Raw genomic sequence first — 24,757 nt, 5'->3', positions numbered from 1 at the left:
CTTGTTTGGCCTGGGTGCTCGGGGCCGTCAGGGCTTGTCGTTCTCCTCGTTTGGGTCATCGAGCTCTTCCAGCTTTAGCTCCATCCCCCAGTTCGCGGTCTTGGCTTCGCCAGCTGCCTGTGGCGAGGCCGGCGTGTTGCTCGGGCTGGCTGCGACGCCGCCGTCGCGGTGCAGCTTGAGCTTGAGTCGTACGTTGTTCGCCGAGTCGGCATTCTTGGTTGCTTCTTCTTCGCTCAGCACGCCTTCGTTGACCAGATCGATGAGTGCCTGGTCGAAGGTCTGCATGCCCAGATTCTTCGACTTTTCCATGATCTCCTTGAGTTCGCTGAACTCGTTGCGCTTGATCAGATCGCGAACCGTCGGCGTGCCGAGCATCACCTCCACCGCGGCTCGGCGCTTACCGTCCAGCGTTTTCACCAGTCGCTGAGAGATGAAAGCCTTGAGGTTGTTGCCCAGGTCGTTGAGCAGCTGCGGACGGCGCTCCTCGGGGAAGAAGTTGATGATGCGATCCAGCGCCTGGTTGGCGTTGTTGGCATGCAGCGTGGAAATTGCGAGGTGGCCTGTGTCAGCAAACGCCAGGGCATGCTCCATGGTTTCTCGGTCGCGGATCTCGCCAATCAGAATTACGTCCGGCGCCTGGCGCAGGGTGTTTTTCAAGGCGGCTTGGAAGCTGCGGGTATCCACGCCGACTTCGCGCTGGTTGATGATGGATTTCTTGTGCCGATGCACATATTCCACGGGGTCTTCGATGGTAATGATGTGCCCGCCGCTGTTGCGATTGCGGTGATCGATCAGGGCCGCCAACGAGGTGGACTTGCCCGAGCCGGTACCGCCGACGAACAGCACCAGGCCGCGCTTTTCCATGATGACGTCGAGCAGCACCTTGGGCAGCTTGAGGTCATCGAAGTTGGGAATATCCAGTTTGATATTGCGCGCGACGATAGAGACTTCGTTGCGCTGCTTGAAGATATTGATACGAAAGCGCCCGACACCGGGTATCGACATCGCCAGGTTCATCTCCAGCTCGCGCTCGAACTCGGCACGCTGCTCGGCATCCATCACGCCATCGGCGATCGTGGCGATGTCGCCGGGCTTCAGCGGCTCGGATGACAGCGCCTTGAGCACACCGTTGAACTTGGCGCAGGGAGGCGCCCCGGTGGAAAGGAACAGATCGGAGCCATCCTGGGCGGCCAGGGTTTTCAGTAAGGGTTTGATATCCATCGGCTACATCCAGACGAAGTCATTTTTGCCAGGCACGAGGCACAGAAACTGGCCGCAGACGCCATGGTGGCGGTCACTTTATGGCCGAGCGGCGGCTGGCACAACGTTAAACGCGCCTGAGCAGCAGGGTGGATCGATCCCGTTTCGATGCTTCGCGTGGGCGGATAACCGTGGTGCTGGTTACAGCGCGCTCCTTTTTTCGCGCCCTTCGAAGCCGCTTCTGTCCTCCGGGCCGCACCTTCGCGACCGGAACCAGTCGATATCGATATCCCCAGCCGAAGCGATATCGCCATGCCCGAAGGTCCGTCCATCGTTATTCTTCGAGAAGAAGTCGCCGGCTTCACCGGCCAGACCGTCGAGCGAGCGGAGGGCAGCGCCAAGCTAGACCAGACGCGGCTGGTAGGCCAGTCGGTGCGTTCGCTTCGCAGCTGGGGCAAGCACTTTCTCATCGAACTGGAGGACGTCTCCCTGCGCATCCATCTGCTGCTGTTCGGCAGTTATCGGATCAATGAGCGCAAGGAATCCGCTCCTCGTCTTAGGCTGGGTTTCGCCAACGGGGAGCTGAATTTCTACGGTTGCTCGGTGCAGTTCATCGAAGGCCCGCTGGACGAGGCCTACGATTGGAGCGCGGATGTCATGAGCGAGGCCTGGGACGGTCGCGCGACGCTGAAGAAGCTACGCGCGCGGCCACGCCTGCTGGCATGCGATGCGCTGCTGGACCAGACGCTGTTTTCCGGCTCCGGCAATATCATCAAGAGCGAGGTGTTGTTCCGTACACGGATTCATCCGCTGTCGCTGATCGGCGATCTGCCGGCAACCAAACTGCGCGAGCTGGTGCGAGAGGTCCGCAGCTACAGTTTCGAATTTCTCCAATGGAAGCGCGAAGGCACGCTCAAGGCCCATTGGCTCGCGCATACCAAGACCACCTGTCCACGTTGCAAGATCCCCTTCGTCAAAGCCAAGTCGCTGGGCCGCAGTAAACGCCGCAGCTTCTACTGCGAGCGCTGCCAGAGGCGCTATGGCGACAGCGAGCATGTGGCAATCGAGGCGCCAGTGACCGAGGACTAGAGGTGACTACTTTGGTTATGCTGCGGTGGCTTCTTTCTAGCTCTAGAGGCGTTCGATGCGCACTGCTTTGCTGTTCTTTCTCATGGGCCTGAGCTGCCTTTCCTCGGCTGCTGCCGCGGAGTCGCTGCTCGACCTGCAGGTCGGCGATGCGCATTTGCAGGCGGAGTACGCCCGCTCGCCGGATGAGCGGGCCCGCGGGCTGATGCAGCGTACCGAGCTGGCGGCGGACCGCGGCATGCTGTTTCGCTTCGATGATGTTCGCCGCCATTGCCTGTGGATGAAGAATACGCCGCTGCCGCTGTCGGCTGCTTTCATGGACGAGCAGGGGCGCATCGTCGATGTCATCGACCTGGAGCCTTTGAGCACGGCGATCCGCTGTTCGCGCGAGCCGGCGCGTTATGCGTTGGAGGCGAACCAGGGCTGGTTTCGTCAACACCAGCTGGGCACTGGCGATCAGGTGAAGGGCATCCCGAAATAGTTCACGGAACGCTGACAGACGCCAGTCGGCGGGCTAGAAGGCGCGCTTTGATTCGCGCCCGTCGAACCCGCTCCGCCTGTCCAGACAAGTCACCAAACCGTCATGAACGCTTCACCCAAGTGACACTGGCCGTGCCTAAGGTCATGCCTCATCAGACGGCCGCCAGGGGCTGCCGTCGTTCTCGATGAGGGAGGCGGTCCATGAATGCGGTTATCCGTGTCGACAGTCTGAACAAGACCTTCGCAGGCAAACGTGCCCTGCATGACCTGGCGCTGTCCGTGCAGCCGGGCGAGATGGTGGCGCTGATTGGAGCCTCGGGTTCCGGCAAGTCCACATTGCTGCGGCACATTGCCGGATTGGCCTGCTGCGATCGCAGCGCCGGCGGCAACATCCAGGTGCTTGGCCGAGAGGTGCAGTCGGCGGGGCGTTTGAATGGCGACGTGCGCCGCCTGCGGGCAGACATCGGTTACATCTTCCAGCAGTTCAATCTGGTCAGCCGCCTCAGTGTGCTGGACAACGTGCTGCTGGGCTTTCTTGGGCGCATGCCGCGCTGGCGCGGCTCGCTGGGCATGTTCAGCGCTGAGCAGAAGCAGCAGGCGTTGGCGGCGCTCGAGCGCGTGGGGCTGGCCAACCGTGCCGAGCAGCGCGCATCGACGCTTTCCGGCGGTCAGCAGCAGCGGGTGGCCATCGCCCGTGCGCTGACCCAGCAGGCCGAAGTGATCCTCGCGGACGAGCCGATCGCCTCGCTCGACCCCGAGTCCGCTCGCAAGGTCATGGAAATACTCGCCGACATCAACCGCCGCGACGGCAAGACGGTGGTGGTGACATTGCATCAGGTCGACTACGCCCTGCGCTATTGCCATCGAGCCGTGGCGCTCAAGGACGGCCGTATTCACTACGACGGTGCCTGTGCCGACCTCGATGCGCGGCTTCTTAACGATCTCTATGGCGCCGATCTCGACGCCAGTCTGCTGTTTTCCGATCAGACGCGCTCGCCTGCCGCAGTGGCGCCCGTACAGCTTCGCCCGCTCAGCCTGGCCAAGGCCTGAACACCAATTGCCAACCCCAACGTCATCCAATGACAGGAGCTTTTCCATGTTCAATCGTATTGGCCGCGTCCTGGCCGCCTCCGCCCTGCTGACCGGCTCATTGCTGGGCGGCGCCCATGCGGATGATGGCAAGGAACTGAATTTCGGCATCATCTCCACCGAATCCTCGCAGAACCTGCGAGCCGTCTGGGATCCCTTCCTCGCCGCGATGAGCGAGCGCACCGGGATGAAGATCAACGCCTTCTTCGCCCCCGACTATGCCGGCATCATTCAGGGCATGCGCTTCGACAAGGTCGACCTGGCCTGGTACGGCAACAAGTCGGCGATGGAAGCCGTGGACCGCGCCGGCGGCGAGATCTTCGCCCAGACCGTCGCCGCCAACGGTGCGCAGGGTTATTACAGCCTGCTGGTGGCGCACAAGGACAGCTCTATCAACTCCGTCGAAGATATGCTCAAGGACGCCGGCAAGCTGACCTTCGCCAACGGCGATCCGAACTCCACTTCCGGCTATCTGGTGCCGGGCTATTACGTCTTCGCCAAGAACAAGGTGGACGCCAACAAGATCTTCAAGCGCTCGCTCAACGGCAGCCACGAAGTGAATGCCCTGTCGGTAGCCAACAAGCAGGTCGATGTCGGCACCTTCAACAACGAGGGCATGGAGCGCCTGGAACTGACCGCACCGAAGAAGGCCGCCCAGCTCAAGGTGATCTGGACCTCGCCGCTGATCCCAGCCGACCCGATGGTCTGGCGCAAGAACCTGCCGGAGGCGACCAAGGCCGGCATTCGCGAGTTCTTCATGACCTACGGCGACAAGCCCGGTGAGGCAGAAGTGTTGGCGGGCCTGCAGTGGGGCAAGTTCCGCGCCTCCGATGACGATCAACTGCTGCCGATCCGCCAGCTCGATCTGTTCAAAAAACGCAGTGAAATCGCCAACAACAGCAAGCTCGACGAAAGCGACAAGCAGGCTCAGTTGAAGGAACTGGACGCTCAGCTCGCCGCGCTCGAGCAGCGCATGGCCGAGCTCCAGCAGAAAACCGCAGCCGCCACGGCAGGCTGATCCCACTGGCCGCCGCCCAAGCGGCGGCCAGCTTTCTCGATTGCCGGAGCCTCCATGACTTCTCTGACCGCACCTACTCCCGTTGTCGCACCGCAGAAACGCTCCTGGTTCAAGCTGATCGGCTGGGGGCTTTTTCTCGCGCTGCTGGGCTGGTCCTGGCAGGGTGCCGAAATGAATCCGCTGGCGCTGATCCGCGACGCCGGCAACATGGCGACCTTCGCCGCCGACTTCTTCCCGCCTGACTTCAGCAACTGGGAGCTGTATCTGACGGAGATGATCGTTACCGTGCAGATCGCCCTCTGGGGCACGGTGCTGGCGATTCTCTGCGCGATCCCGTTGGGCATTCTCTGCGCCGAGAACATCGTGCCGTGGTGGGTGTACCAGCCGGTCCGGCGGGTGATGGACGCCTGTCGTTCGATCAACGAGATGGTCTTCGCCATGCTCTTCGTCGTTGCGGTCGGCCTGGGGCCTTTCGCCGGCGTGCTGGCGCTGTTCGTCGGCACCACCGGCGTGCTGGCCAAACTCTTCGCTGAAGCGGTGGAAGCCATCGAGCCAGGTCCCGTGGAAGGGGTGCGTGCCACTGGTGCCAGTGCTCTGCAGGAGGTCATCTTCGGAGTCATCCCGCAGGTGCTGCCGTTGTGGATTTCCTACGCGCTGTATCGCTTCGAATCCAATGTGCGCTCCGCAACGGTGGTGGGCATGGTCGGTGCCGGTGGTATCGGCGTGATCCTCTGGGAGGCCATTCGCGGCTTCCAGTTCGGCCAAACCTGCGCCCTGCTGATCGTCATCGTGGCGGTGGTGAGCGTGATCGACATCCTTTCACAGCGCTTGCGCAAACTCTTCATCTGACCGGAGACGGACGCCCCGCGCGTCTTTTTTTAGCCATGCACCTGTCTAGACAACCTCAACCGCGCTACCTGCAACTGGCCGCTCAGTTGCGTGACGAACTGCGCCATCTGCAGCCCGGCGACCAGCTGCCCGGCGAGGTCCAGCTGGCGACCCGGTTTGCGGTCAATCGGCACACGCTGCGTCGGGCCATCGATGAGTTGGTCAGCGAAGGTCGTGTGCTGCGCCAACAGGGCAGAAGCACGCGAGTGCTGGCGCGACCGCTGATCTATCCGCTCGCCGCCGGCAGCGCCTACAGCGAATCGCTGTCGGCGCAGGGCCACGGTGTACAGGCGCGGCTGTTGCAGCGACAGCTACGTCCTGCCACCGCTGAAGAGGCCGGCTACCTGAAGCTGCGAGAGGACGCGGCGTTGCTGGAGCTGCACACCCTGCGCCTGCTCGATGAACAACCGGTGAGCCTGATCCGCCACCGTTTCTGTGCCAGCCGCCAGGCGCTGCTGGGCGATTACAACGGCGGTTCGCTGCGCCAGTACCTGGCCGAACGCGAAATGCCGCTGCGCCGGGCCTTCAGCCTGATCGGCGCACGACTGCCCACGCCCGACGAGGCCGATCAGCTGTTGATGCCGCGCCACGCGCCGCTGCTGACCGTGCTCACCCTTTCCCACGACCTGGCCGGACGGCCGGTAGAGCTGTCGTTGTCGACCAGCCGCGCCGACCGCTTCCAGTACCAGGTCGCCACCTGATGGAGACGCGAATGACCCCAGAAATAGCCACTCGCCAGCGCTGGATGGGCGTACTTGCCCGTGCCGGCGATGAGCTGGCGCGCTACGAGGCCGAGCTCAAGGACATCGATTACCAACTCGTACGCGCACCGGAAATCGGCATGACCCTGGTCCGTGGCCGCATGGGCGCTACCGGCGCCGCGTTCAATCTCGGCGAGATGAGCGTGACCCGTTGCGTGGTGCGCCTGGGGAACGGCTGCACCGGTTACAGCTATGTGGCTGGGCGCAACAAGCGTCATGCCGAGCTGGCCGCGCTGGCCGATGCGCATCTGCAGGGCCGCGACCAGGCGCGCTGGCAGCAGCACCTGATCGATCCGCTGGCAGCGGACCAGGCGGCACGTCGTGCGGCGCAGGATGCCGAGACGGCCAGTAGCAAAGTGGAGTTCTTCACCCTGGTAAGAGGAGAGGACTGATGAGCGCAGATCTGTTGCACGCGGCGTTTAACGATCAGGTGCTCGACAGCCAGCGAGTGTTTCGCACAGCGCTCAAGTCGCTTGCCGAGCCCGGCCTGATACAGCCGCTGATTCCGATGCACGCCCTTGAATCGCTGGCGCCGGCGAGCTACGCGCTGTGCCTGAGCTTGCTCGACGGCGATACGCGGCTGTGGCTGGCGCCCGCATTCGACACGCCGACGGTACGCGCCAACCTGGCCTTCCATTGCGGTTGCCCGATCGTGGCCGACCGCGAAGCGGCTGATTTCGCGCTGCTAGGCGCCCAGGAGCTGGCAGACCTGTCCGGTTTCTGCACCGGCAGCGAACGTTTTCCCGACCAGTCCTGCACGCTGCTGATCCAGCTCGATGCCCTCGTCGGTGGCGCAGCGTTGAGCTGGAGCGGCCCCGGCATCCTCGGCCAGCGCGAAGTAAGCCTGCCGGTGCCAGCGGCGCTCTGGCAGCAGCGGGCCGCTCGCAATGATTTTCCGCGCGGGTTGGACCTTTTCTTCGCTTCCGGCCAGGCCCTGATCGGCTTGCCCCGCAGCACTCGCATTGCACCATCGATAGAGGAGGTCGCCTGATGTACGTAGCCGTCAAGGGTGGCGAACAGGCCATCGACAATGCTCACCGGCTGCTGGCGAAGAAGCGCCGCGGCGACACCGCTTTGCCCGAATTGAGCGTCAGCCAGATCCGTCAGCAACTGCCATTGGCGGTGGCGCGGGTCATGGCCGAAGGTTCGCTGTTCGACGAGGAACTGGCTGCGCTGGCGATCAAGCAGGCGGCTGGCGATCTGCTCGAAGCGATCTTCCTGCTGCGCGCCTATCGCACCACGCTGCCGCGCTTTGGTGCCAGCGTCCCGCTGGAGACCGCGCAGATGCGCCCAACGCGGCGGATTTCGGCGACCTTCAAGGATCTGCCCGGCGGTCAGCTGCTCGGCCCGACCTTCGATTACAGCCACCGCCTGCTGGACTTCAGCCTGCTGGCCGAAGGCGAACATCCCGGCCCGGAAACTGATCCTCACGCCGAGCTGGCGGCCTGTCCGCGCGTGCTCGACCTGCTCGCCCAGGAAGGCCTGATGAAACCGGAGCGCGGCGATGACCACGCCGTGCCGGATATCACCCGCGAACCCCTGGAGTTTCCCAGCGACCGTGCCCAACGGCTGCAGGCGCTGGCTCGTGGTGATGAGGGCTTTCTGCTGGCGCTGGGCTACTCGACCCAGCGCGGCTATGGCCGTAACCACCCCTTCGCCGGAGAGATCCGCATCGGCCAGGTCGAGGTCTGGATGGAGCCGCCCGAGCTGGGCTTCGCCGTGCCGCTGGGCGATATCGAAGTGACCGAGTGCGAAATGGTCAACCAGTTCATCGGCGGGCAGGGCATCGACCCGCAGTTCACCCGCGGCTACGGGCTGGCCTTCGGTTACGCCGAGCGCAAGGCCATGGGCATGGCCCTGGTGGACCGCGCGCTACGTGGCGCCGAGTATGGCGAGACGGTGCAGGGCCCGGCGCAGCAGGAAGAGTTCGTGCTGATGCACTGCGACAACGTTGAGGCCGGTGGCTTCGTCTCCCACCTCAAGTTGCCGCATTACGTCGACTTCCAATCTGAACTGGAGCTGATTCGCAAGCTGCGTCGCGCGCCGGTCGAAGAGACCGCCACGGTCGAGCCCAACGCCGAGGAGCGCCGCGCATGATCGCCACCGCCAACGACCGTTCCCAGACTGCTGCGACGGAGCAGGGTTACAACTTCGCCTACCTCGACGAGCAGACCAAACGCATGATCCGCCGCGGGCTGCTCAAGGCCGTGGCGATCCCCGGATACCAGGTGCCCTTCGGCGGCCGCGAGATGCCGCTGCCCTATGGCTGGGGAACCGGCGGCATGCAGCTGACCGCTGCCATTCTCGGAGCCGAGGACGTGCTCAAGGTGATCGACCAGGGCGCCGACGACACCACCAACGCGGTGTCGATTCGGCGCTTTTTTGCCCGTACCGCCGGCATCGCCACCACCACCCGGACGCCCGAAGCGACGGTGATCCAGACCCGCCACCGGATTCCGGAAACGCCGCTGCGCAACGACCAGATCATGGTCTATCAGGTGCCGATTCCCGAGCCGCTGCGGTTCATCGAACCGTCGGAAAGCGAGACGCGGACCATGCATGCGCTGGCCGACTACGGGGTCATGCACGTCAAGCTCTACGAAGACATCGCCACCTTCGGCCATATCGCCACCAGTTATGCCTACCCGGTGACGGTGGACGGCCGCTACGTGATGGATCCGTCACCGATTCCCAAATTCGACAATCCGAAACTGAACATGAGCCCGGCGCTGATGCTGTTCGGCGCTGGCCGCGAGAAGCGCCTCTATGCCCTGCCGCCCTACACCGACGTGCGCAGCCTGGATTTCGAAGATCACCCCTTCGCCATTCAGGCCTGGGAGCAGTGCTGCGCCTTCTGCGGCTGCGATCACTCCTACCTCGACGAACTCATTGTCGACGACGCCGGCACCAAGCGCTTCGTCTGCTCTGACACCGATTACTGCACGCAACGCCGCGACGCCCAGGAGGCCGCCGAATGAACGCCGCGCTCGATCTGCAACAACCCGTCAGCCGCCTCGATCAGCCCTTGCTGTCGGTCCGTGGGCTGACGCGCCTGTACGGGCCGGATACCGGTTGCCAGGGCGTCGACTTCGATCTCTATCCCGGTGAAGTGCTAGGCATCGTCGGTGAGTCCGGCTCCGGAAAATCCACGCTGCTCAGCCTGCTCTCCGGACGCTGCCCGCCCGACCGGGGCTCGGTGAGCTATCGCGGTCGCGACGGCGCCTGGCTCGACCTCTACGCCGCCAGCGAGGCGGAACGTCGCAACTTGCTGCGCACCGAGTGGGGCTTCGTCGAGCAGAGCCCCCGCGACGGCCTGCGCATGGGCGTCTCGGCCGGGGCGAATATCGGCGAGCGGTTGATGGCCCAAGGGCAGCGCCACTACGGCCAGCTACGCCAGGCCGGGCTGGACTGGTTGAGCCAGGTAGAGATCGATCCGGCGCGCATTGACGATCTGCCGCGAACCTTCTCCGGCGGCATGCAGCAGCGCCTGCAAATCGCCCGCAATCTGGTGTCCGGCCCGCGCCTGGTATTCATGGACGAGCCCACCGGCGGCCTCGATGTCTCGGTGCAGGCGCGCCTGCTCGACCTGCTGCGCGGGCTGGTGCACGAGCTAGATCTGGCCGTGGTGATCGTTACCCATGACCTGGCTGTGGCGCGGCTGCTGGCGGATCGGCTGATGGTCATGCGCCGCTCGCGCGTGGTGGAAACCGGCCTCACCGATCAGATCCTCGATGACCCCCAGCATCCCTATTCGCAGCTGCTGGTGTCGTCGGTGTTGCAGCCATGAGGGGGCTTGCAAGCAAGCCGCACATGGCAGCCGGTTCGCCGCGAAAAGCTTCGCCAGCAAGCTGGCTCCTACAGGGGGCCGATGTAAGCCGCAAACGTGAGGAGGTTTCCGCTCTTGTAGGAGCGAGCTTGCTCGCGATCCAGGCTGCCGGTCTCGTCGGTGTAGCAGTCATGAGTGGGACTACAGGGCGGCCGCGAAAAGCTTCGCCAGCAAGCTGGCTCCTACAAAGGGGGCGGGGCAGGCGGCATGTGCGAGGAGGTTTCTGCACTTGTAAGAGCGACGGGGGCGCAGAGTCCTTGCTCGCGAATCAGGCACCTAGGGCCGGCATTCACTCCTTCCTTTCTTTGCGAGGCAATCCATGAACAGCCCGATCGAGGTCCGCGACCTCCGCAAATCCTTCACCCTTCATCAGCAGCACGGGGTGACCCTCGATGTGCTGCGAGCGGTCAGCTTTGCTGTCGCGCCGGGCGAGTGCCTGGTACTGCACGGACGCTCCGGTGCCGGCAAATCGACGCTGTTGCGTTGCCTTTACGGCAACTACCTGGCTACCGGCAGCATCCGCCTGCGCCATCGCGGTGAGCCGCTGGAGCTGGTCGGCGCCGAGCCGCGGCAGCTGCTGGCGGTGCGCCGCGAAAGCCTCGGCTATGTCAGCCAGTTCCTGCGGGTGATTCCACGGGTGCCGTGTCTGGAGGTGGTGATGGCGCCGGCACTGGCGCGCGGCTGGGACCGGGAACAGGCGCGGGCCCGTGCGCAAAGCCTGTTGACCCGGCTGAACATTCCCGAGCGGCTCTGGCAATTGGCGCCCGGCACCTTTTCCGGCGGTGAGCAGCAGCGCGTGAACCTGGCGCGCGGCTTCATGGTGCAGTGGCCGGTGCTGCTGCTGGACGAGCCCACCGCATCGCTGGACGAGGCGAACTGCCGGGTGGTGCTGGAGCTGATCAGTGAGGCCAAGGCCGCGGGGGCCGCGCTGATCGGCATCTTCCATGACCGTGCGATACGTGAAGCGGTCGCCGACCGCTACCTGGACATGACTGCCGAGGAGCATCGCCATGCCTGCTGAACTGATTCTGAGCAACGCCCGGGTAGTCACTGCCGATCGGGTGATCGACGGCACGCTGGTGATCCGCGATGGGCTGATCGCCGAGTTCGACGAAGGCAACAGCCGGCTGCCCCAGGCTCAGGATCTGGGCGGCGACTACATGATGCCCGGCCTGGTCGAGTTGCACACCGACAATCTGGAAAAGCACATGACGCCGCGCCCTGGTGTCGATTGGCCTTCGGCCTCCGCGGTGCTGACCCACGATGCGCAGATCGTCGCCGCTGGGATCACTACGGTGTTCGATGCATTGTCCATCGGTGACATCAATCCGCGCGGCAAGCGCATGCAGCAGTTGCCGGCCATGCTCGACGCCATTGCCCATGCCGAGGCCAGCGGAGACACCCGTGCTGAGCATCGGCTGCACCTGCGCTGCGAAGTCTGCCATCCGGATGCGCTAAGCCTGTTCCGCGATCTGGTGGAACAGCCGCTGGTGCAGCTGGTATCGGTGATGGATCATTCGCCGGGCCAGCGCCAGTTCGCTCAGACGGAAAAGTACCGCGAGTACTACATGGGCAAGTACCACCTCAGCGAGGCGGAGATGGATGCGTTCAGCGACCAGCAGATCGCCAATTCCAGACAGCACAGCGACCGCCAGCGCCGCGCCGTCGTCGAGATCTGTCAGGCCCGCGGATTGGCGCTGGCCAGCCACGATGACGCCACCCTCGCGCATGTCGAGGAATCGGCCGGTTTCGGCATGGCGATCGCTGAATTCCCGACCACCTTCGAGGCGGCCGAGGCCAGCCATGCGCGTGGGCTCAAGGTGCTGATGGGCGCACCGAACATCGTTCGTGGCGGATCGCATTCGGGCAATATTGCCGCGGCTGATCTGGCCCGTCGCGGTGCGCTGGACATCCTCTCCAGCGATTACTATCCGGCCAGCCTGTTGCAGGCCGCGTTTCAGCTCGCGGCGCTGGGCAATGCCTATGATTTGCCCAAAGCGATCGCCACGGTCAGTCTGGCGCCGGCTCAGGCGGCGGGTCTCGACGACCGCGGGCAGATTCGCCCCGGTTTGCGCGCCGATCTGCTGCAAGCAAGTGACAGGCATGGCATGCCGGTGGTCCGACAGGTATGGCGACAAGGCAGAAGGGTGTTTTGATGAAGGGGCGACTGATCTATCTGATGGGCCCATCCGGTGCCGGCAAGGACAGCCTGCTGCTGGCCGCCCGCGAGCCGCTGCAGGCGCGCGGGTGCAGGATCGCCCGGCGCGTTATCACCCGTTCTGCCGAGGCGGTGGGCGAGGATGCCCTGGCAGTGACCGAGGCCGAGTTCGAGCGACTGCGCCGCAACGGCGCTTTCGCCCTGGACTGGCAAGCCAACGGCCTGCATTACGGCATTTCCCGGCAGATCGATGACTGGCTGGCGGCGGGCGAGGATGTGCTGGTCAATGGATCGCGGGGCTATCTGAGCGAGGCGCATCGGCGTTATCCGCAGTTGCAGCCGGTGTTGCTCACGGTGGCGTTGCCGGTGCTGCGTGAGCGACTGCTGGCGCGGGGGCGTGAGTCGCCCGAGGAGATCGAGGCACGCCTGGTGCGCAACCAGCAGTTTCAATCGGCAGCAGAGCAAGATGAGGCGCAGCTGCTGGATAATTCCGGGGCGCTGGAGCAGACCGTGCAGCGCTTGTTGCAGTTGATCGATCAGGCCCGCGCATGCGCCTGACCATACTCGGCAGCGGCAATGCTCGTCAGGTGCCGGTGTACAACTGCGAGTGTGCAGCCTGCCAGCGAGCCCGGCTCGACCCGGCCAGGCGCCGCGGCCCCTGCTGCGCGCTGATCGAGTGCGGCTCGCAGCGCTGGTTGATCGACAGCGGCCTGACCGACCTCACCGAGCGTTTCGCGCCCGGCAGCCTCAGCGGAATCCTGCAGACCCATTACCACGCCGATCACGCCCAAGGCCTGCTGCATCTGCGCTGGGGGCTCGGGTTGCGCATACCGGTGCATGGCCCAAGTGACCCTGAAGGCCTGGCCGATCTTTACAAGCATCCCGGGATTCTGGATTTTTCGGAGCCGTTTGCCGCGCTGGAACGTCGCGAGTTGGGCGAGCTGAGCGTGACCGCGCTGCCGCTCAATCACTCCAAGCCGACCCTGGGCTACTTGTTCGAAGGGATGGGGCGGCGCATCGCCTATCTCACAGACACCCTGGGCGTGCCCGACGCCAGTTTGAGCGTGCTGCGCCAACAATCGCTGGACCTGCTGGTGCTGGACTGCTCGAGCCCGCCGCAGGCGTCACCGCAGAACCACAACGATCTGACCCAGGCGCTGGCGGTGATCGCCGAGCTTAAGCCGGCCCATGCTCTGCTGACCCATATTGGCCACAATCTGGACGCCTGGTTACTAGACAACCCCGCCGCGCTGCCGGCTGGGATCAGCCTGGCCTGGGATGGCCAGTCCCTGTGAGGAGCTGGGTGCGTTCCATTACCGGAATCGCCGCGACGATGGATGCCGAATGAACCCGACCGATGTCTCATCACCCACTTCCGAAGCGAGCCCGACTGCTCGCCGTCTCACCTTGGTGATGTGCCTCGCGGAAACCCTGGGCATGGCGGGTTTTGCGCTGTTCGCCGCGTTGCTGCCTGAGTTCCAGCTGCTCTGGGCGCTGGACAACACCGAAGCGGGCTGGATCGGCGGCGGATTCTTTCTTGGTTACATGCTGGCGGTGCCGGTCCTGACCGGGCTGACCGATCGTTACGATGCGCGGCTGATCTACCTTTGGGCGATGCTACTGACCGCATTCGCCAGCGTTGGCTTTGTGCTGGCCGATGACTTCTGGTCGGCGCTGCTCTGGCGCATGCTGGCCGGCATTGGCCTGGCCGGCACTTACATGCCTGGGCTGAAGGCCTTGTCTGAGCGCATCGAGGGGCCGGCACAGTCGCGCGCCATTGCCTTCTACACGGCGAGCTTCGGGCTCGGCACGGCGTTGTCCTTCCTGCTCGCCGGTGAACTGGCCAAGCTCGGCGGCTGGCAACTGCCGGCACTGCTCAGTGGCGGCTGCGCGCTGCTGGCCTGGGTGATGGTGTGGCGCGGGTTGCCATCTAAACCGGTCGCCCAGCATGCGCCGCGGCGCTGGCTGGATTTGGCGCCGCTGATGGAACGCCCTGTCATCGCCTATTGCCTGGCTTACGCTATGCACAACCTGGAACTGTTCGCCTTTCGCGCCTGGCTGGTGGCGTTCATCGTGTTTACCGGTGACTGGCAGGGGCAGGCGCCCTGGCTGAGCGGGACCTGGATAGCGATGCTGGCGACACTGATCGGCATGCCGGCCAGTATCCTCGGCAACGAGATGGCGATTCGCTTCGGTCGGCAGCGCTGGCTGATGTCGGTAATGCTGCTTTCCGCCGTACTGGCCGGCCTGATCGGACTCGGCGCTGTGTTGCCGTTCTGGGCGCTGCTGATGCTGATTCTCTGCTACAGCCTCACGGTGACCGCCGACTCGGCCGCGCTCACCTCCGGGTTGGTAGCCGTGGCACCTGCCAGCTACCGCGGCGCCGCCATGGCGCTGTATTCCTGCACCGGATTTACCGGTGCGTTCCTCGGGCCCTTGCTGTTTGGCATGGTGCTCGACGCGCTGGGCGACGATCAGCTACTGGGATGGTGGGCGGCCTTCGCTCTGATGGGGCTCCTGCTGTTGCTCGGACCGCTGGCGCTGCGCTGGGCAAGCCATCGTTTCGACATACGGCCGCAGCCTCAACAGGCCTGATCTTCGCCACGCTAATCCAACGGCAGCTCGGTGGTGCGCTTCACCTCACTCATCGCGATATGTGAATGCGCTTCCTGCACATGAGGGCGCTGCAACAGCTGGTCGCGAAGAAACCGTTCATAGCTGTCAATGTCCTTGGCCACCACTTTGAGCAGGTAATCCGACTCGCCCGCCATGGTGTGGCATTCGAGCACTTCCGGATAGCCGACCACCGCGCGTTCGAACTCATCGAGATTGCTGCGTCCATGGGCGGAGAGTTTGATGTTGACGAACACGGTCATGTTCAGCCCGAGCTTCTTCGGGTTGAGCAGGGCGACCTTGCGTTCGATCAGCCCTTCTTCTTGCATGCGATGGATACGGCGCCAGCAGGGCGATTGCGACAGCTCGACCTTTTCCGCGACCTCCGCAGCGGAGAGGTCGGCGTTGTGTTGCAGCAGCAGCAAAATCTTGCGATCAACGCTACTTAGCGGGGTCTGCATGATTGGTCCTATTTTGTTGTTGTTAGCGAATGGATCATGCGCTCAATGGCGCTTACACCGCAAAAGTAGAAAGAAAATCTCTCTCCGTCACGGCCAGACTCTTATTCAACGCGCAACGGTGGGGTGATCCCCTGCCGGTCGCTGGCGTGGGACGGCTTACCGTGCAGCTGCCCATGGCCGTTGCGGAGCGTTGAAAAACGTTACCGAGGCAGCCAAGACAAGGCGGCTATCGCTGAGAAAGCGGAGTTTACGAGTTGTAAATGAGCATTTCGAAGCGACAGCCAACGCTGTATTGGCAACGCAGGTAGTTTTTCAGCGTTTCGCTAGGCGGACGACGTAAGAAGTTGTCCAGACTCCGATAAAAACAAACAGGAGCGCCACATGTCACTGGCCGAGATCCGCCTGGATGACAAGTACCGGCTCGCAACCGGACATCTGTACCTCACCGGCACCCAGGCGCTGACCCGCCTGCCCATGCTGCAGCATCAGCGTGACCAGGCTCAGAACCTGAACACCGGTTGCTTCATCTCCGGCTACCGCGGCTCGCCGCTGGGCGGCCTGGACAAGAGCCTCTGGGAAGCGCGCGATTTCCTCAAGCAGAACGCCATTCACTTCCAGCCGGGCCTCAACGAGGAACTGGCGGCGACAGCGGTCTGGGGCAGTCAGCAGACCAACCTGTTCCCCGGTGCCAAGTACGACGGCGTGTTCGCCATGTGGTACGGCAAGGGGCCGGGCGTCGACCGTTCCGGTGACGTCTTCAAGCACGGCAACGCCGCCGGCGTCTCGCCCCATGGCGGCGTGCTGCTGCTGGCCGGCGACGACCACGGCTGCAAATCCTCGACCCTGCCGCACCAGAGCGAGCACGCGTTCATCGCCGCCTCGATTCCGGTGCTCAACCCCGCCAACGTTCAGGAAATCCTTGACTACGGCATCATCGGCTGGGAGCTGTCGCGCTATTCCGGTTGCTGGGTGGCGCTCAAGACCATCGCCGAAAACGTCGATTCCTCTGCGGTCGTGGAAGTCGATCCGCTGCGGGTACAGACGCGCATCCCGGATGATTTCGAACTGCCCGAAGACGGCGTGCACATCCGCTGGCCGGACCCGCCGCTGGCGCAGGAAAAACGCCTCAACCTGTACAAGATCTACGCCGCGCGCGCCTTTGCCCGCGCCAACAACCTCAATCAGGTGATGCTCGATTCGCCGAATCCACGGCTGGGTATCATCACTACCGGCAAGAGCTACCTCGACGTGCGCCAGGCGCTGGATGATCTCGGTCTGGACGAAGCCTTGTGCGCGCAGGTCGGCCTGCGCGTACTCAAGGTCGGCATGAGCTGGCCGCTGGAGCCGGTCTCGGTGCATGAATTTGCCCAGGGTCTGGACGAGATTCTGGTGGTCGAGGAAAAGCGCAGCATCCTTGAAGACCAGCTCACCGGACAGCTTTACAACTGGCCGCTGGACAAGCGTCCGCGTGTGGTCGGCGAGTTCGACGAGCACGGCACCTCGCTGCTGCCGAACCTCAGCGAACTGACCCCGGCGATGATCGCCCGCGTGATCGCCAAGCGCCTCGCGCCGATCTACACCAGCGACAGCATCCAGGCGCGGCTGGCCTTCCTCTCCGCCAAGGAGAAGGCGCTGGCCGCACGCAACTACGACACCGTGCGCACCCCGCATTACTGCTCCGGCTGCCCACATAACACCTCGACCAAAGTGCCCGAAGGCAGCCGCGCCGCCGCCGGCATCGGTTGTCACTACATGGTGCAATGGATGGATCGACGCACCGAGACCTTTACCCAGATGGGCGGCGAGGGCGTCAACTGGATCGGTCAGGCACCGTTCACCGAAACGCCGCACATGTTCCAAAACCTCGGCGACGGCACCTATTTCCACTCCGGTAGCCTGGCCGTGCGTGCCGCGGTGGCTGCAGGGGTGAACATCACCTTCAAGATTCTCTACAACGATGCCGTGGCCATGACCGGCGGGCAGCCCATCGACGGCGAACTGCGCGTCGATCAGCTCAGCCGGCAGATCGCCGATGAAGGCGTCAAACGCATCGCCCTGGTCAGCGACGAGCCGGACAAATACCCAACCCGCAACACCTTCGCACCGATCACCAGCTTCCATCATCGCCGTGATCTGGACGCCGTGCAGCGCGAGTTGCGCGAGTTCAAGGGTGTCTCGGTGATCATCTATGACCAGACCTGCGCCACCGAGAAGCGTCGTCGGCGCAAGCGCGGCAAGCTTGAAGATCCGGCCAAGCGCGCTTTCATCAACCCCGCCGTGTGCGAAGGCTGCGGCGACTGCGGCGAGAAATCCAACTGCCTTGCCGTGATGCCGCTGGAAACCGAGCTGGGGCGCAAGCGCGAGATCGACCAGAACGCCTGCAACAAGGATTTTTCCTGCGTTGAAGGCTTCTGCCCGAGCTTCGTCACCGTGCATGGTGGTGGGCTGCGCAAGCCGGAAGCGGTGGGTGCCAGCCTCGATCCGGCGCAGTTACCGGAGCCGCAGCACCCCACCCTGGAACGCCCCTGGAACGTGCTGATCCCGGGCGTCGGTGGCAGCGGCGTCACTACGCTCGGTGCACTGCTGGGCATGGCCGCGCACTTGGAACGCAAGGGCTGCACGGTGCTTGATCAGGCCGGTCTGGCGCAGAAGTTCGGCCCGGTGGTCACCCACGTGCGTATCGCCGCCAAGCAGGACGATATCTATGCCGTGCGCATCGCGGCAGGCGAAACCGATCTGCTGCTGGGTTGCGATCTGGTGGTCGCGGCCGGTGACGATTCGCTGACTCGCCTCAACGATCAGATCAGCCACGCTGTGATCAACAGTCACGAATCGGCAACCGCCGAGTTCACCCGCAACCCCGACGCCCAGGTACCGGGCAAGGCCATGCGTGAGGCGCTGGTCGATGCGGTGGGCGCGGAGAAGACCCACTTCGTCGATGCCACTCGTCTGGCCACTCGTTTGATGGGCGACAGCATCGCCACCAACCTCTTCCTGCTCGGCTTCGCTTATCAGCAGGGGCTGTTGCCGCTGTCTGCCGAAGCCATCGAGAAGGCCATCACCATCAATGCCGTATCCGTTGAGCTGAACCTGCAGGCGTTCCGCTGGGGCCGCCGAGCGGTGCTCGAACGCGACACGGTAGAAAAGCTGGCGCGTCCGGCCGAGCTGGCCGAGCCGATCTGCCAGACCCTGGAAGAGATCGTCGACTGGCGGGTGGACTTCCTTACGCAGTACCAGAACGCGGCCTACGCCAAGCGCTATCGGGCAATGGTCGAGCGTGTGCGTGAGGTGGATACCGCCGATGACCTGGCGCTTTCCAAGGCCGTAGCGCGCTACTACTTCAAGCTGCTGGCTTACAAGGACGAGTACGAAGTGGCGCGGCTGTACAGCGAGCCGGAGTTCCGTCAGCAGCTCGAAGCGCAGTTCGAAGGTGACTACAAGCTGCAGTTCCACCTGGCACCGGCCTGGCTGGCCAAGCGCGACAGCGCCACCGGCGAGCCGCGCAAGCGCGAGCTTGGCCCCTGGGTGCTGAACGCCTTCGGTGTGCTGGCCAAGCTGCGCTTCCTGCGCGGGACGCCGCTGGATGTGTTCGGTTACGGCCATGACCGTCGTGTCGAGCGTGAGCTGATCAGCGAGTACGAGCGCAACCTGGACGCACTCCTGGCCCAGCTGAAGCCGACCAACTACCGCACCGCCGTGGCCATCGCCGCGCTACCAGAGCAGATCCGTGGCTATGGCCCCGTGAAGGAGCGCTCGATTGCCAAAGCACGCCAGCAGGAAAAGTTGCTCAAGGAGCAGCTCAACCGCGGCGACGAAGTGCAGACCGTGCGGTTGTTTGAGCCCGCGGCGTAAGACGTCTCGACAGCGCTTCGCGAACAAGGACTCGGCGTCGCCCTCGCTCCTACAGGTACGGCATGTGTCTGGCCTTTCGTAGGAGCGACCTTGGTCGCGAACAGCCCGAACAAGCGCGCCACGCTAATGGTGCCAATCAGACAACAACGAATGAGGTAACCCATGTCCGTCTTCACCCATCCCGATTTCGATAACCACGAACAGGTGGTCTTCTGCCATGACAAGGCATCGGGCCTCAAAGCCATCATCGCCATCCATGACACCGCGCTAGGCCCGGCGCTGGGCGGTTGCCGGATGTTCCCCTACGCCAGCGACGACGAGGCGCTGCGTGACGTGCTGCGTTTGTCACGTGGCATGACGCTGAAATCCTCGCTGGCTGGCCTCAAGCTCGGTGGCGGCAAGGCGGTGATCATCGGTGATCCGCACACCGGCAAGAGCCAGGCGCTGCTGCATGCCATGGGCGATTTCGTCGATAGCCTTGGTGGGCGCTACATCACCGCGGCGGATTCTGGCACCGGCGAGCCGGAGATGCAGGCCTTCGCCCAACGCACCCGCCATGTCATCGGCGCCACGCCGCGCACCACGCTCGATGGCAGCATCGCCAGCGGCGACCCGTCGCCGTCCACGGCGCTCGGTGTGTTCGTCGGGCTGCGCGAAGCGGTCCGCCAGCGCCTTGGACGTGATGATCTGCAGGGGCTGAAAGTGGCGATTCAGGGCGTCGGCCATGTGGGCATGGGACTGGCTCGACATCTCAAGGCGGCCGGTGCCGAGTTGTGGGTGTGCGACATCTTCGATGCGAACGTGCAACAGGCAATGGACGAGCTCGGTGCCCACGCGGTGCGGCCGCACGATATCTATGGCCTCGATGTGGATGTGTTCGCACCCTGCGCCATGGGCGGCATTCTCAATGCCGAGACCCTGCAGACCCTAAGTGCGCCAGTGATCGCCGGGGCGGCCAACAACCAGCTGGCGAGCCCTGAGATCGGCGTCGAGCTGCAGCGACGCAATCACCTCTACGCGCCGGATTACGCCATCAACGCTGGCGGCATTATCGACGTTTACTACCAGCGCGTCGGTGGCAGCGCCGCGAGGATCGATGCGCATGTCAAAGGCATCGGCGACACGCTGCGCGAGATCTTCGACCGTGCGGCAGCCACTGGCGAGCCGACCTCGATCATCGCAGACCGCCTGGCCCTCGAGCGGCTGCGGGGCGGTGAACCGGCCGAGCAGCCGAGCGAGCAACGCTTACACGCGTGACCTTCGGGCGGCCCTGTGCCGCCCCGTTTTTTTCGGCAGCCCAGGCTTTACTGCCGAGCCATGCGGAAACCTTGATCAGGCCTGACAGACCCAGCGAAGCGTGGATCGTCCCGCCCCGCAGTCTGTGCTCGCCAGCCATGTGGTCGTCACTCGCCCATCGGTGTTTCCGCTGTACACCCGTAACAAAAGCACCCTGACAAAAACAACAAGCAGGAATCCGCAATGACTGACAAAAGCAGCCTCGTCGCCGGCACGCTCGGTGGCGCCTCCGTTCGTACTCAGCAAAGCGCGGCGCGTGGCCTCTGGTCCTCGCGCTGGGTGTTCTTCCTGGCCGCTACCGGCTCGGCGGTAGGCCTGGGCAATATCTGGAAATTCCCTTACATCACTGGCGAGAACGGCGGCGGCGCCTTTGTGCTGGTCTATCTCGGCTGCATTCTGCTGATCGGCATTCCGCTGCTCATGGCTGAAGTGATGATTGGTCGGCGCGGTCGGCAGAATCCCGATGGTGCAGTCGTGCGCCTGGCCCGCGAGGCTGGAGCCAGCTCACGCTGGCGCCTTGCCGGCTGGTTGGGTGGGCTGACCGGTTTTCTTGTCCTGAGCTTCTACCTGGTGGTGGCTGGGTGGGCCCTGGCCTACGTGCCGACCACTCTCAGCGGCGCGTTCGGTGGTGTAAGTGGCGAAGCCAGCGGCGAGATATTCGGTGCCTTGCTGGCCAGCCCTTTGCGACTAATCGTCTGCGGCAGCTTGGTGCTGGCAGCGACCATGCTGATTGTCGGTCTCGGTGTGCGCGGTGGGTTGGAGCGCTCGCTGCGTTTCCTCATGCCCGGGCTGTTCGTGCTGTTGCTGGGACTGGTCGGCTACGCCGCGGTGACGGGCGAGTTCGTGCAGGCGGTGCAGTTCCTCTTCGTCCCTGACTTCTCCAAACTGACCGCGACCAGTGTGCTGGTGGCCTTGGGGCATGCCTTCTTCACGCTCAGTCTGGGGGCCGGCGCGATGATGGTGTACGGCTCTTATCTACCGGAAGGCACCTCCATCGCCAAGACGTCGGTGCTCGTGGCACTGGCCGATACCGTCGTGGCGTTGCTGGCCGGGTTGGCGATCTTTCCACTGGTGTTCGGCAACGGCCTTGAGCCAGGCGCCGGACCGGGCCTGATCTTCGTCACGCTACCGATCGCGTTCGGCCAGATGCCGTTGGGCCAACTGGTTGGTGGGCTGTTCTTCGTCATGCTGGTGATCGCGGCATTGACCTCGGCCATATCCCTGAGCGAACCGAGCATCGCTTGGATGACCGAGCGCTTCGGCATGAGCCGCCTCAAGGCGGTGCTGATCAGCGGTGGATTGCTCTGGCTGCTGAGCTTGGGCAGCGTGTTCTCGTTCAACTACTGGTCCGATTACATGCTGTTCGGCAAGACCTTCTTCGACAGCCTCGACTACCTGACCACCAACTGGCTGATGCCGCTGGGCGGACTGGGCACGGTGCTGTTCACCGGCTGGGTGTTGAAGGAGCAGACGGTGCGTGACGCCATCGGCATAGATCAGGGCGGGCTGTTCCGCGCCTGGTGGGTGCTGCTGCGGTTCGGCACTCCGCTGGCGATCGTGCTGGTGTTTTTGAACCTGAGCGGGCTCATCTAGCAGGTTTGACGATCCTGGCTCGAACGGACACAGAGCACCTTGTATAAACCTCGGCGGGCTAAAACCCACCCTACCGAACCGGTGCTCCAACCTGAGCGAGTTGATCTGGTGCGTAGGGTGGGCTTCAGCCACCAGTTCATCCCTCGGATTTACGGAAAGTGCGACGGCTGCTCGGCCGATTGTCAGCTTTTCGTTACGCCTGAACGGCTGCGGTGTGGCTATCGGGGCGTTCCGCAGGGCTGTAACGAAAAGCTGCCAGCAGGCGAGGTGTGATAGGGCGGACGAGCGCTGTAGCGGGCTTGTGCGGCCCCTCTGGGTAGTTTGTGATGGGCCCAGCCAAGCCCGTGCAGCGGCACCTATAACAAGAATCAGGAGGCGAGATGAACGCCGTGACCAAGATCGAACAGCACAACCCCATTGGCACCGACGGCTTCGAATTCGTCGAGTTCACCGCGCCGAACGCCGAAGGCATCGAGCAGCTGCGTCAGCTGTTTAACCAGATGGGTTTCACCGAGACCGCCAGGCACCGCTCCAAGGAGGTCTGGCTGTTCCAGCAAAACGACATCAACATCGTGCTCAACGGCAGCCCCACCGGGCACGTGCATGCATTCGCCGAAAAGCATGGCCCCAGCGCCTGCGCCATGGCGTTTCGGGTGAAGAATGCCGCCCAGGCCGCCGCCTATGTCGAGTCCCAGGGTGCCAAGCTGGTCGGCAGCCACGCCAACTTCGGTGAGCTGAATATTCCCTGCGTCGAGGGCATCGGCGGCTCGTTGCTGTATCTCGTCGACCGCTACGGCGACAAGAGCATCTACGACGTCGACTTCGAGTTCATCGAGGGCCGTACGCCGAATGACAATGCGGTTGGCCTGATGTGCATCGATCACCTGACCCACAACGTCATGCGCGGCCAGATGGACGTCTGGTCCGGCTTTTACGAGCGCATCGCCAACTTCCGCGAGATTCGCTACTTCGATATCGAGGGCAAGCTCACCGGCCTATTCTCCCGCGCGATGACCGCGCCCTGCGGCAAGATCCGCATCCCGATCAACGAATCGGCGGACGATAAGTCGCAGGTCGAGGAATTCATCCGCGAATACCACGGCGAGGGCATCCAGCACATCGCACTGTCCACCGATGACATCTACGCCACCGTGCGCCAGCTACGTGCCAACGGCGTGGATTTCATGCGCACGCCGGACACTTATTACGAGAAGGTCGACACGCGCGTCGCCGGGCATGGCGAGCCCACCGAGGTGCTGCGCGAGCTGAACCTGCTGATCGATGGCGCGCCGGGCGCCGGTACGTCGGGCGATGACGGCATCCTGCTGCAGATATTCACCAACACGGTGATTGGTCCAATCTTCTTTGAAATCATCCAGCGCAAGGGTAATCAGGGTTTCGGTGAAGGCAACTTCAAGGCCCTGTTCGAATCCATCGAGGAAGACCAGCTTCGCCGCGGCGTGATCGGTGGGGAGTAAAAGCTTGGAACGAGGCCGCCGACCGTAGGGGCGGGCGGCGTTCCGCTTCAGCCCATCGATATCGAAACGGTTGCATCCCTTGCTCAACCACGCAGGAAAAGGGAGGGAAGACATCCGAGGAGATCCTCTATGGCTACCGTCTGCGGGGTTGGTCGAATGATTACGGGAATTTGCCCGCCAGAAGAAAGCAAGTACTGGGAGCGTTATGAGCAGTGAAACAACCATGACGAACGATTCGCCACCCACGCTGAAGCTCTACGGTTACTGGCGTTCCAGCGCTGCCTACCGGGTGCGCATCGCGTTGAACCTCAAGGGATTGGCGTTCGAGAATTTGCCGGTACATCTGGTCAAGGATGGCGGTCAGCAGCATTCGGCCGACTACAAGACGCTCAACCCTCAGGAGCTGGTGCCGCTTCTGGTCGATGGCCACGAGCGCATCAGCCAGTCGCTGGCGATCATCGAATACCTGGAAGAGGTCTTCCCGCTCCCGGCCTTGCTGCCGGACGATCCAGCCGATCGTGCGCGAGTGCGTTCGCTGGCATTGCACATCGCCTGTGACTTGCATCCGCTGAACAATCTGCGGGTGCTGCAATACCTTAGCGGCACGCTGGGCGTCGAGGATGAGACCAAGCAGCAGTGGATCCGTCACTGGATCTCCACGGGCCTCGCCGGTGTCGAGCAGGGGCTGGCCGCGTTCGACGGCAAGCTGTCACTCGGCAGGCGGCCGGGTTATCTGGAGGCGTGCCTGGTTCCACAGGTATACAATGCGCGCCGTTTTTCCTGTGACCTCAGTGCGTATCCACGCATTTTGCAGATGACCGAGCAGTGCGAAACCCTCGAAGCTTTTGCCAAAGCAGCTCCGGAGGTGCAGCCCGACGCTCAATAAAGGTTGATCCGCCTTGCCACTCCGTCGCGCCACGAGCGCGGCGGGTTCGATTCCGTCACAGATAACAACAAA

General features: G+C 63.6%; 23 protein-coding genes. 21 read left to right on the top strand and 2 right to left on the bottom strand.

Annotated features, from left to right (window positions below):
• Positions 1–27: 27 nt before the first annotated feature.
• The gene (locus tag H3028_RS04260) at positions 28–1,221 is read right to left on the bottom strand and encodes a PilT/PilU family type 4a pilus ATPase (RefSeq protein WP_181295810.1); all 1,194 of its coding nucleotides are present in this window, start codon (positions 1,219–1,221) and stop codon (positions 28–30) included.
• A 291-nt stretch (positions 1,222–1,512) separates the two neighbouring features.
• Between H3028_RS04260 and H3028_RS04255 the strand changes: the two genes are divergently transcribed.
• From H3028_RS04255 to H3028_RS04180, 16 genes are all read left to right on the top strand, one after another.
• Positions 1,513–2,289 (top strand): DNA-formamidopyrimidine glycosylase family protein, encoded by a 777-nt coding sequence (locus H3028_RS04255; protein WP_181295809.1) that lies wholly within the window; start codon positions 1,513–1,515, stop codon positions 2,287–2,289.
• Between the two features lie 55 nt (positions 2,290–2,344).
• Positions 2,345–2,767, top strand: a complete 423-nt coding sequence (locus tag H3028_RS04250) for a DUF192 domain-containing protein (RefSeq protein ID WP_181295808.1) — start codon at positions 2,345–2,347, stop codon at positions 2,765–2,767.
• Positions 2,768–2,967: 200 nt separating this feature from the next.
• Positions 2,968–3,816, top strand: coding sequence for a phosphonate ABC transporter ATP-binding protein (gene phnC / locus H3028_RS04245; protein WP_181295807.1), 849 nt, complete (start codon positions 2,968–2,970; stop codon positions 3,814–3,816).
• A 46-nt stretch (positions 3,817–3,862) separates the two neighbouring features.
• The gene (phnD, locus tag H3028_RS04240) at positions 3,863–4,873 is read left to right on the top strand and encodes a phosphonate ABC transporter substrate-binding protein (protein WP_181295806.1); all 1,011 of its coding nucleotides are present in this window, start codon (positions 3,863–3,865) and stop codon (positions 4,871–4,873) included.
• A gap of 54 nt (positions 4,874–4,927) precedes the next feature.
• The gene (phnE, locus tag H3028_RS04235) at positions 4,928–5,722 is read left to right on the top strand and encodes a phosphonate ABC transporter, permease protein PhnE (RefSeq protein ID WP_181295805.1); all 795 of its coding nucleotides are present in this window, start codon (positions 4,928–4,930) and stop codon (positions 5,720–5,722) included.
• A gap of 35 nt (positions 5,723–5,757) precedes the next feature.
• A complete protein-coding gene (gene phnF / locus H3028_RS04230; RefSeq protein ID WP_181295804.1) occupies positions 5,758–6,462 on the top strand; it encodes a phosphonate metabolism transcriptional regulator PhnF in 705 nt (234 codons plus the stop codon).
• An 11-nt stretch (positions 6,463–6,473) separates the two neighbouring features.
• The gene (phnG, locus tag H3028_RS04225; protein ID WP_375154387.1) at positions 6,474–6,914 is read left to right on the top strand and encodes a phosphonate C-P lyase system protein PhnG; all 441 of its coding nucleotides are present in this window, start codon (positions 6,474–6,476) and stop codon (positions 6,912–6,914) included.
• Complete coding sequence (gene phnH, locus H3028_RS04220; protein WP_181295802.1) at positions 6,914–7,513, top strand: phosphonate C-P lyase system protein PhnH; 600 nt, start codon at positions 6,914–6,916, stop codon at positions 7,511–7,513. The genes phnG and phnH overlap by 1 nt, the downstream gene beginning before the upstream one ends.
• Entirely contained in the window at positions 7,513–8,619 is a 1,107-nt protein-coding gene (locus H3028_RS04215; protein WP_181295801.1) for a carbon-phosphorus lyase complex subunit PhnI, read from the top strand. The genes phnH and H3028_RS04215 overlap by 1 nt, the downstream gene beginning before the upstream one ends.
• Positions 8,616–9,500 (top strand): alpha-D-ribose 1-methylphosphonate 5-phosphate C-P-lyase PhnJ, encoded by an 885-nt coding sequence (locus H3028_RS04210; RefSeq protein ID WP_181295800.1) that lies wholly within the window; start codon positions 8,616–8,618, stop codon positions 9,498–9,500. The genes H3028_RS04215 and H3028_RS04210 overlap by 4 nt, the downstream gene beginning before the upstream one ends.
• Positions 9,497–10,309, top strand: a complete 813-nt coding sequence (phnK, locus tag H3028_RS04205) for a phosphonate C-P lyase system protein PhnK (RefSeq protein ID WP_181295799.1) — start codon at positions 9,497–9,499, stop codon at positions 10,307–10,309. Before H3028_RS04210 ends, phnK begins: the two co-directional genes overlap by 4 nt.
• A 358-nt stretch (positions 10,310–10,667) precedes the next feature.
• Complete coding sequence (gene phnL, locus H3028_RS04200; RefSeq protein ID WP_181295798.1) at positions 10,668–11,369, top strand: phosphonate C-P lyase system protein PhnL; 702 nt, start codon at positions 10,668–10,670, stop codon at positions 11,367–11,369.
• On the top strand, positions 11,359–12,504 hold the full coding sequence (locus H3028_RS04195) for an alpha-D-ribose 1-methylphosphonate 5-triphosphate diphosphatase (RefSeq protein WP_181295797.1): 1,146 nt from the start codon (positions 11,359–11,361) through the stop codon (positions 12,502–12,504). The genes phnL and H3028_RS04195 overlap by 11 nt, the downstream gene beginning before the upstream one ends.
• Positions 12,504–13,064 (top strand): phosphonate metabolism protein/1,5-bisphosphokinase (PRPP-forming) PhnN, encoded by a 561-nt coding sequence (gene phnN, locus H3028_RS04190; RefSeq protein WP_181295796.1) that lies wholly within the window; start codon positions 12,504–12,506, stop codon positions 13,062–13,064. The genes H3028_RS04195 and phnN overlap by 1 nt, the downstream gene beginning before the upstream one ends.
• Complete coding sequence (gene phnP, locus H3028_RS04185; protein WP_181295795.1) at positions 13,055–13,801, top strand: phosphonate metabolism protein PhnP; 747 nt, start codon at positions 13,055–13,057, stop codon at positions 13,799–13,801. Before phnN ends, phnP begins: the two co-directional genes overlap by 10 nt.
• 49 nt (positions 13,802–13,850) lie before the next feature.
• The gene (locus H3028_RS04180; RefSeq protein ID WP_181295794.1) at positions 13,851–15,101 is read left to right on the top strand and encodes a nitrate/nitrite transporter; all 1,251 of its coding nucleotides are present in this window, start codon (positions 13,851–13,853) and stop codon (positions 15,099–15,101) included.
• A gap of 11 nt (positions 15,102–15,112) precedes the next feature.
• Here the strand turns inward: H3028_RS04180 and H3028_RS04175 are convergent, their stop codons facing one another.
• On the bottom strand, positions 15,113–15,580 hold the full coding sequence (locus H3028_RS04175; protein WP_181295793.1) for an Lrp/AsnC family transcriptional regulator: 468 nt from the start codon (positions 15,578–15,580) through the stop codon (positions 15,113–15,115).
• A 381-nt stretch (positions 15,581–15,961) separates the two neighbouring features.
• Between H3028_RS04175 and H3028_RS04170 the strand changes: the two genes are divergently transcribed.
• From H3028_RS04170 to maiA, 5 genes are all read left to right on the top strand, one after another.
• Positions 15,962–19,432 (top strand): indolepyruvate ferredoxin oxidoreductase family protein, encoded by a 3,471-nt coding sequence (locus tag H3028_RS04170; RefSeq protein ID WP_181295792.1) that lies wholly within the window; start codon positions 15,962–15,964, stop codon positions 19,430–19,432.
• Positions 19,433–19,594: 162 nt separating this feature from the next.
• Positions 19,595–20,689, top strand: coding sequence for a Glu/Leu/Phe/Val dehydrogenase (locus H3028_RS04165; RefSeq protein WP_181295791.1), 1,095 nt, complete (start codon positions 19,595–19,597; stop codon positions 20,687–20,689).
• Between the two features lie 222 nt (positions 20,690–20,911).
• Positions 20,912–22,321 carry a sodium-dependent transporter gene (locus H3028_RS04160; RefSeq protein ID WP_181295790.1) on the top strand — a complete coding sequence of 470 codons (1,410 nt, stop codon included), beginning with the start codon at positions 20,912–20,914 and terminating at the stop codon, positions 22,319–22,321.
• A gap of 380 nt (positions 22,322–22,701) precedes the next feature.
• Positions 22,702–23,799: a 4-hydroxyphenylpyruvate dioxygenase gene (hppD, locus tag H3028_RS04155; RefSeq protein ID WP_181295789.1), complete on the top strand. Its 1,098-nt coding sequence runs from the start codon at positions 22,702–22,704 to the stop codon at positions 23,797–23,799.
• Positions 23,800–24,004: 205 nt separating this feature from the next.
• Positions 24,005–24,685 (top strand): maleylacetoacetate isomerase, encoded by a 681-nt coding sequence (gene maiA, locus H3028_RS04150; protein WP_258237678.1) that lies wholly within the window; start codon positions 24,005–24,007, stop codon positions 24,683–24,685.
• The last annotated feature ends 72 nt before the right edge of the window (positions 24,686–24,757 follow it).

The sequence above is a fragment of the Pseudomonas sp. Q2-TVG4-2 genome, assembly GCF_013620795.1.
Lineage (GTDB): Bacteria > Pseudomonadota > Gammaproteobacteria > Pseudomonadales > Pseudomonadaceae > Stutzerimonas.
Note: the sequence above shows the minus strand (reverse complement) of the source record. Positions and strands in the feature narration are given on the sequence as shown.

Coding starts and splice junctions, on each gene's coding strand:
- H3028_RS04260 (WP_181295810.1), bottom strand. CDS start 1,221: ATGGATATCAAACCCTTACTGAAAACCCTGGCCGCCCAGGATGGCTCC.
- H3028_RS04255 (WP_181295809.1), top strand. CDS start 1,513: ATGCCCGAAGGTCCGTCCATCGTTATTCTTCGAGAAGAAGTCGCCGGC.
- H3028_RS04250 (WP_181295808.1), top strand. CDS start 2,345: ATGCGCACTGCTTTGCTGTTCTTTCTCATGGGCCTGAGCTGCCTTTCC.
- phnC (WP_181295807.1), top strand. CDS start 2,968: ATGAATGCGGTTATCCGTGTCGACAGTCTGAACAAGACCTTCGCAGGC.
- phnD (WP_181295806.1), top strand. CDS start 3,863: ATGTTCAATCGTATTGGCCGCGTCCTGGCCGCCTCCGCCCTGCTGACC.
- phnE (WP_181295805.1), top strand. CDS start 4,928: ATGACTTCTCTGACCGCACCTACTCCCGTTGTCGCACCGCAGAAACGC.
- phnF (WP_181295804.1), top strand. CDS start 5,758: ATGCACCTGTCTAGACAACCTCAACCGCGCTACCTGCAACTGGCCGCT.
- phnG (WP_375154387.1), top strand. CDS start 6,474: ATGACCCCAGAAATAGCCACTCGCCAGCGCTGGATGGGCGTACTTGCC.
- phnH (WP_181295802.1), top strand. CDS start 6,914: ATGAGCGCAGATCTGTTGCACGCGGCGTTTAACGATCAGGTGCTCGAC.
- H3028_RS04215 (WP_181295801.1), top strand. CDS start 7,513: ATGTACGTAGCCGTCAAGGGTGGCGAACAGGCCATCGACAATGCTCAC.
- H3028_RS04210 (WP_181295800.1), top strand. CDS start 8,616: ATGATCGCCACCGCCAACGACCGTTCCCAGACTGCTGCGACGGAGCAG.
- phnK (WP_181295799.1), top strand. CDS start 9,497: ATGAACGCCGCGCTCGATCTGCAACAACCCGTCAGCCGCCTCGATCAG.
- phnL (WP_181295798.1), top strand. CDS start 10,668: ATGAACAGCCCGATCGAGGTCCGCGACCTCCGCAAATCCTTCACCCTT.
- H3028_RS04195 (WP_181295797.1), top strand. CDS start 11,359: ATGCCTGCTGAACTGATTCTGAGCAACGCCCGGGTAGTCACTGCCGAT.
- phnN (WP_181295796.1), top strand. CDS start 12,504: ATGAAGGGGCGACTGATCTATCTGATGGGCCCATCCGGTGCCGGCAAG.
- phnP (WP_181295795.1), top strand. CDS start 13,055: ATGCGCCTGACCATACTCGGCAGCGGCAATGCTCGTCAGGTGCCGGTG.
- H3028_RS04180 (WP_181295794.1), top strand. CDS start 13,851: ATGAACCCGACCGATGTCTCATCACCCACTTCCGAAGCGAGCCCGACT.
- H3028_RS04175 (WP_181295793.1), bottom strand. CDS start 15,580: ATGCAGACCCCGCTAAGTAGCGTTGATCGCAAGATTTTGCTGCTGCTG.
- H3028_RS04170 (WP_181295792.1), top strand. CDS start 15,962: ATGTCACTGGCCGAGATCCGCCTGGATGACAAGTACCGGCTCGCAACC.
- H3028_RS04165 (WP_181295791.1), top strand. CDS start 19,595: ATGTCCGTCTTCACCCATCCCGATTTCGATAACCACGAACAGGTGGTC.
- H3028_RS04160 (WP_181295790.1), top strand. CDS start 20,912: ATGACTGACAAAAGCAGCCTCGTCGCCGGCACGCTCGGTGGCGCCTCC.
- hppD (WP_181295789.1), top strand. CDS start 22,702: ATGAACGCCGTGACCAAGATCGAACAGCACAACCCCATTGGCACCGAC.
- maiA (WP_258237678.1), top strand. CDS start 24,005: ATGAGCAGTGAAACAACCATGACGAACGATTCGCCACCCACGCTGAAG.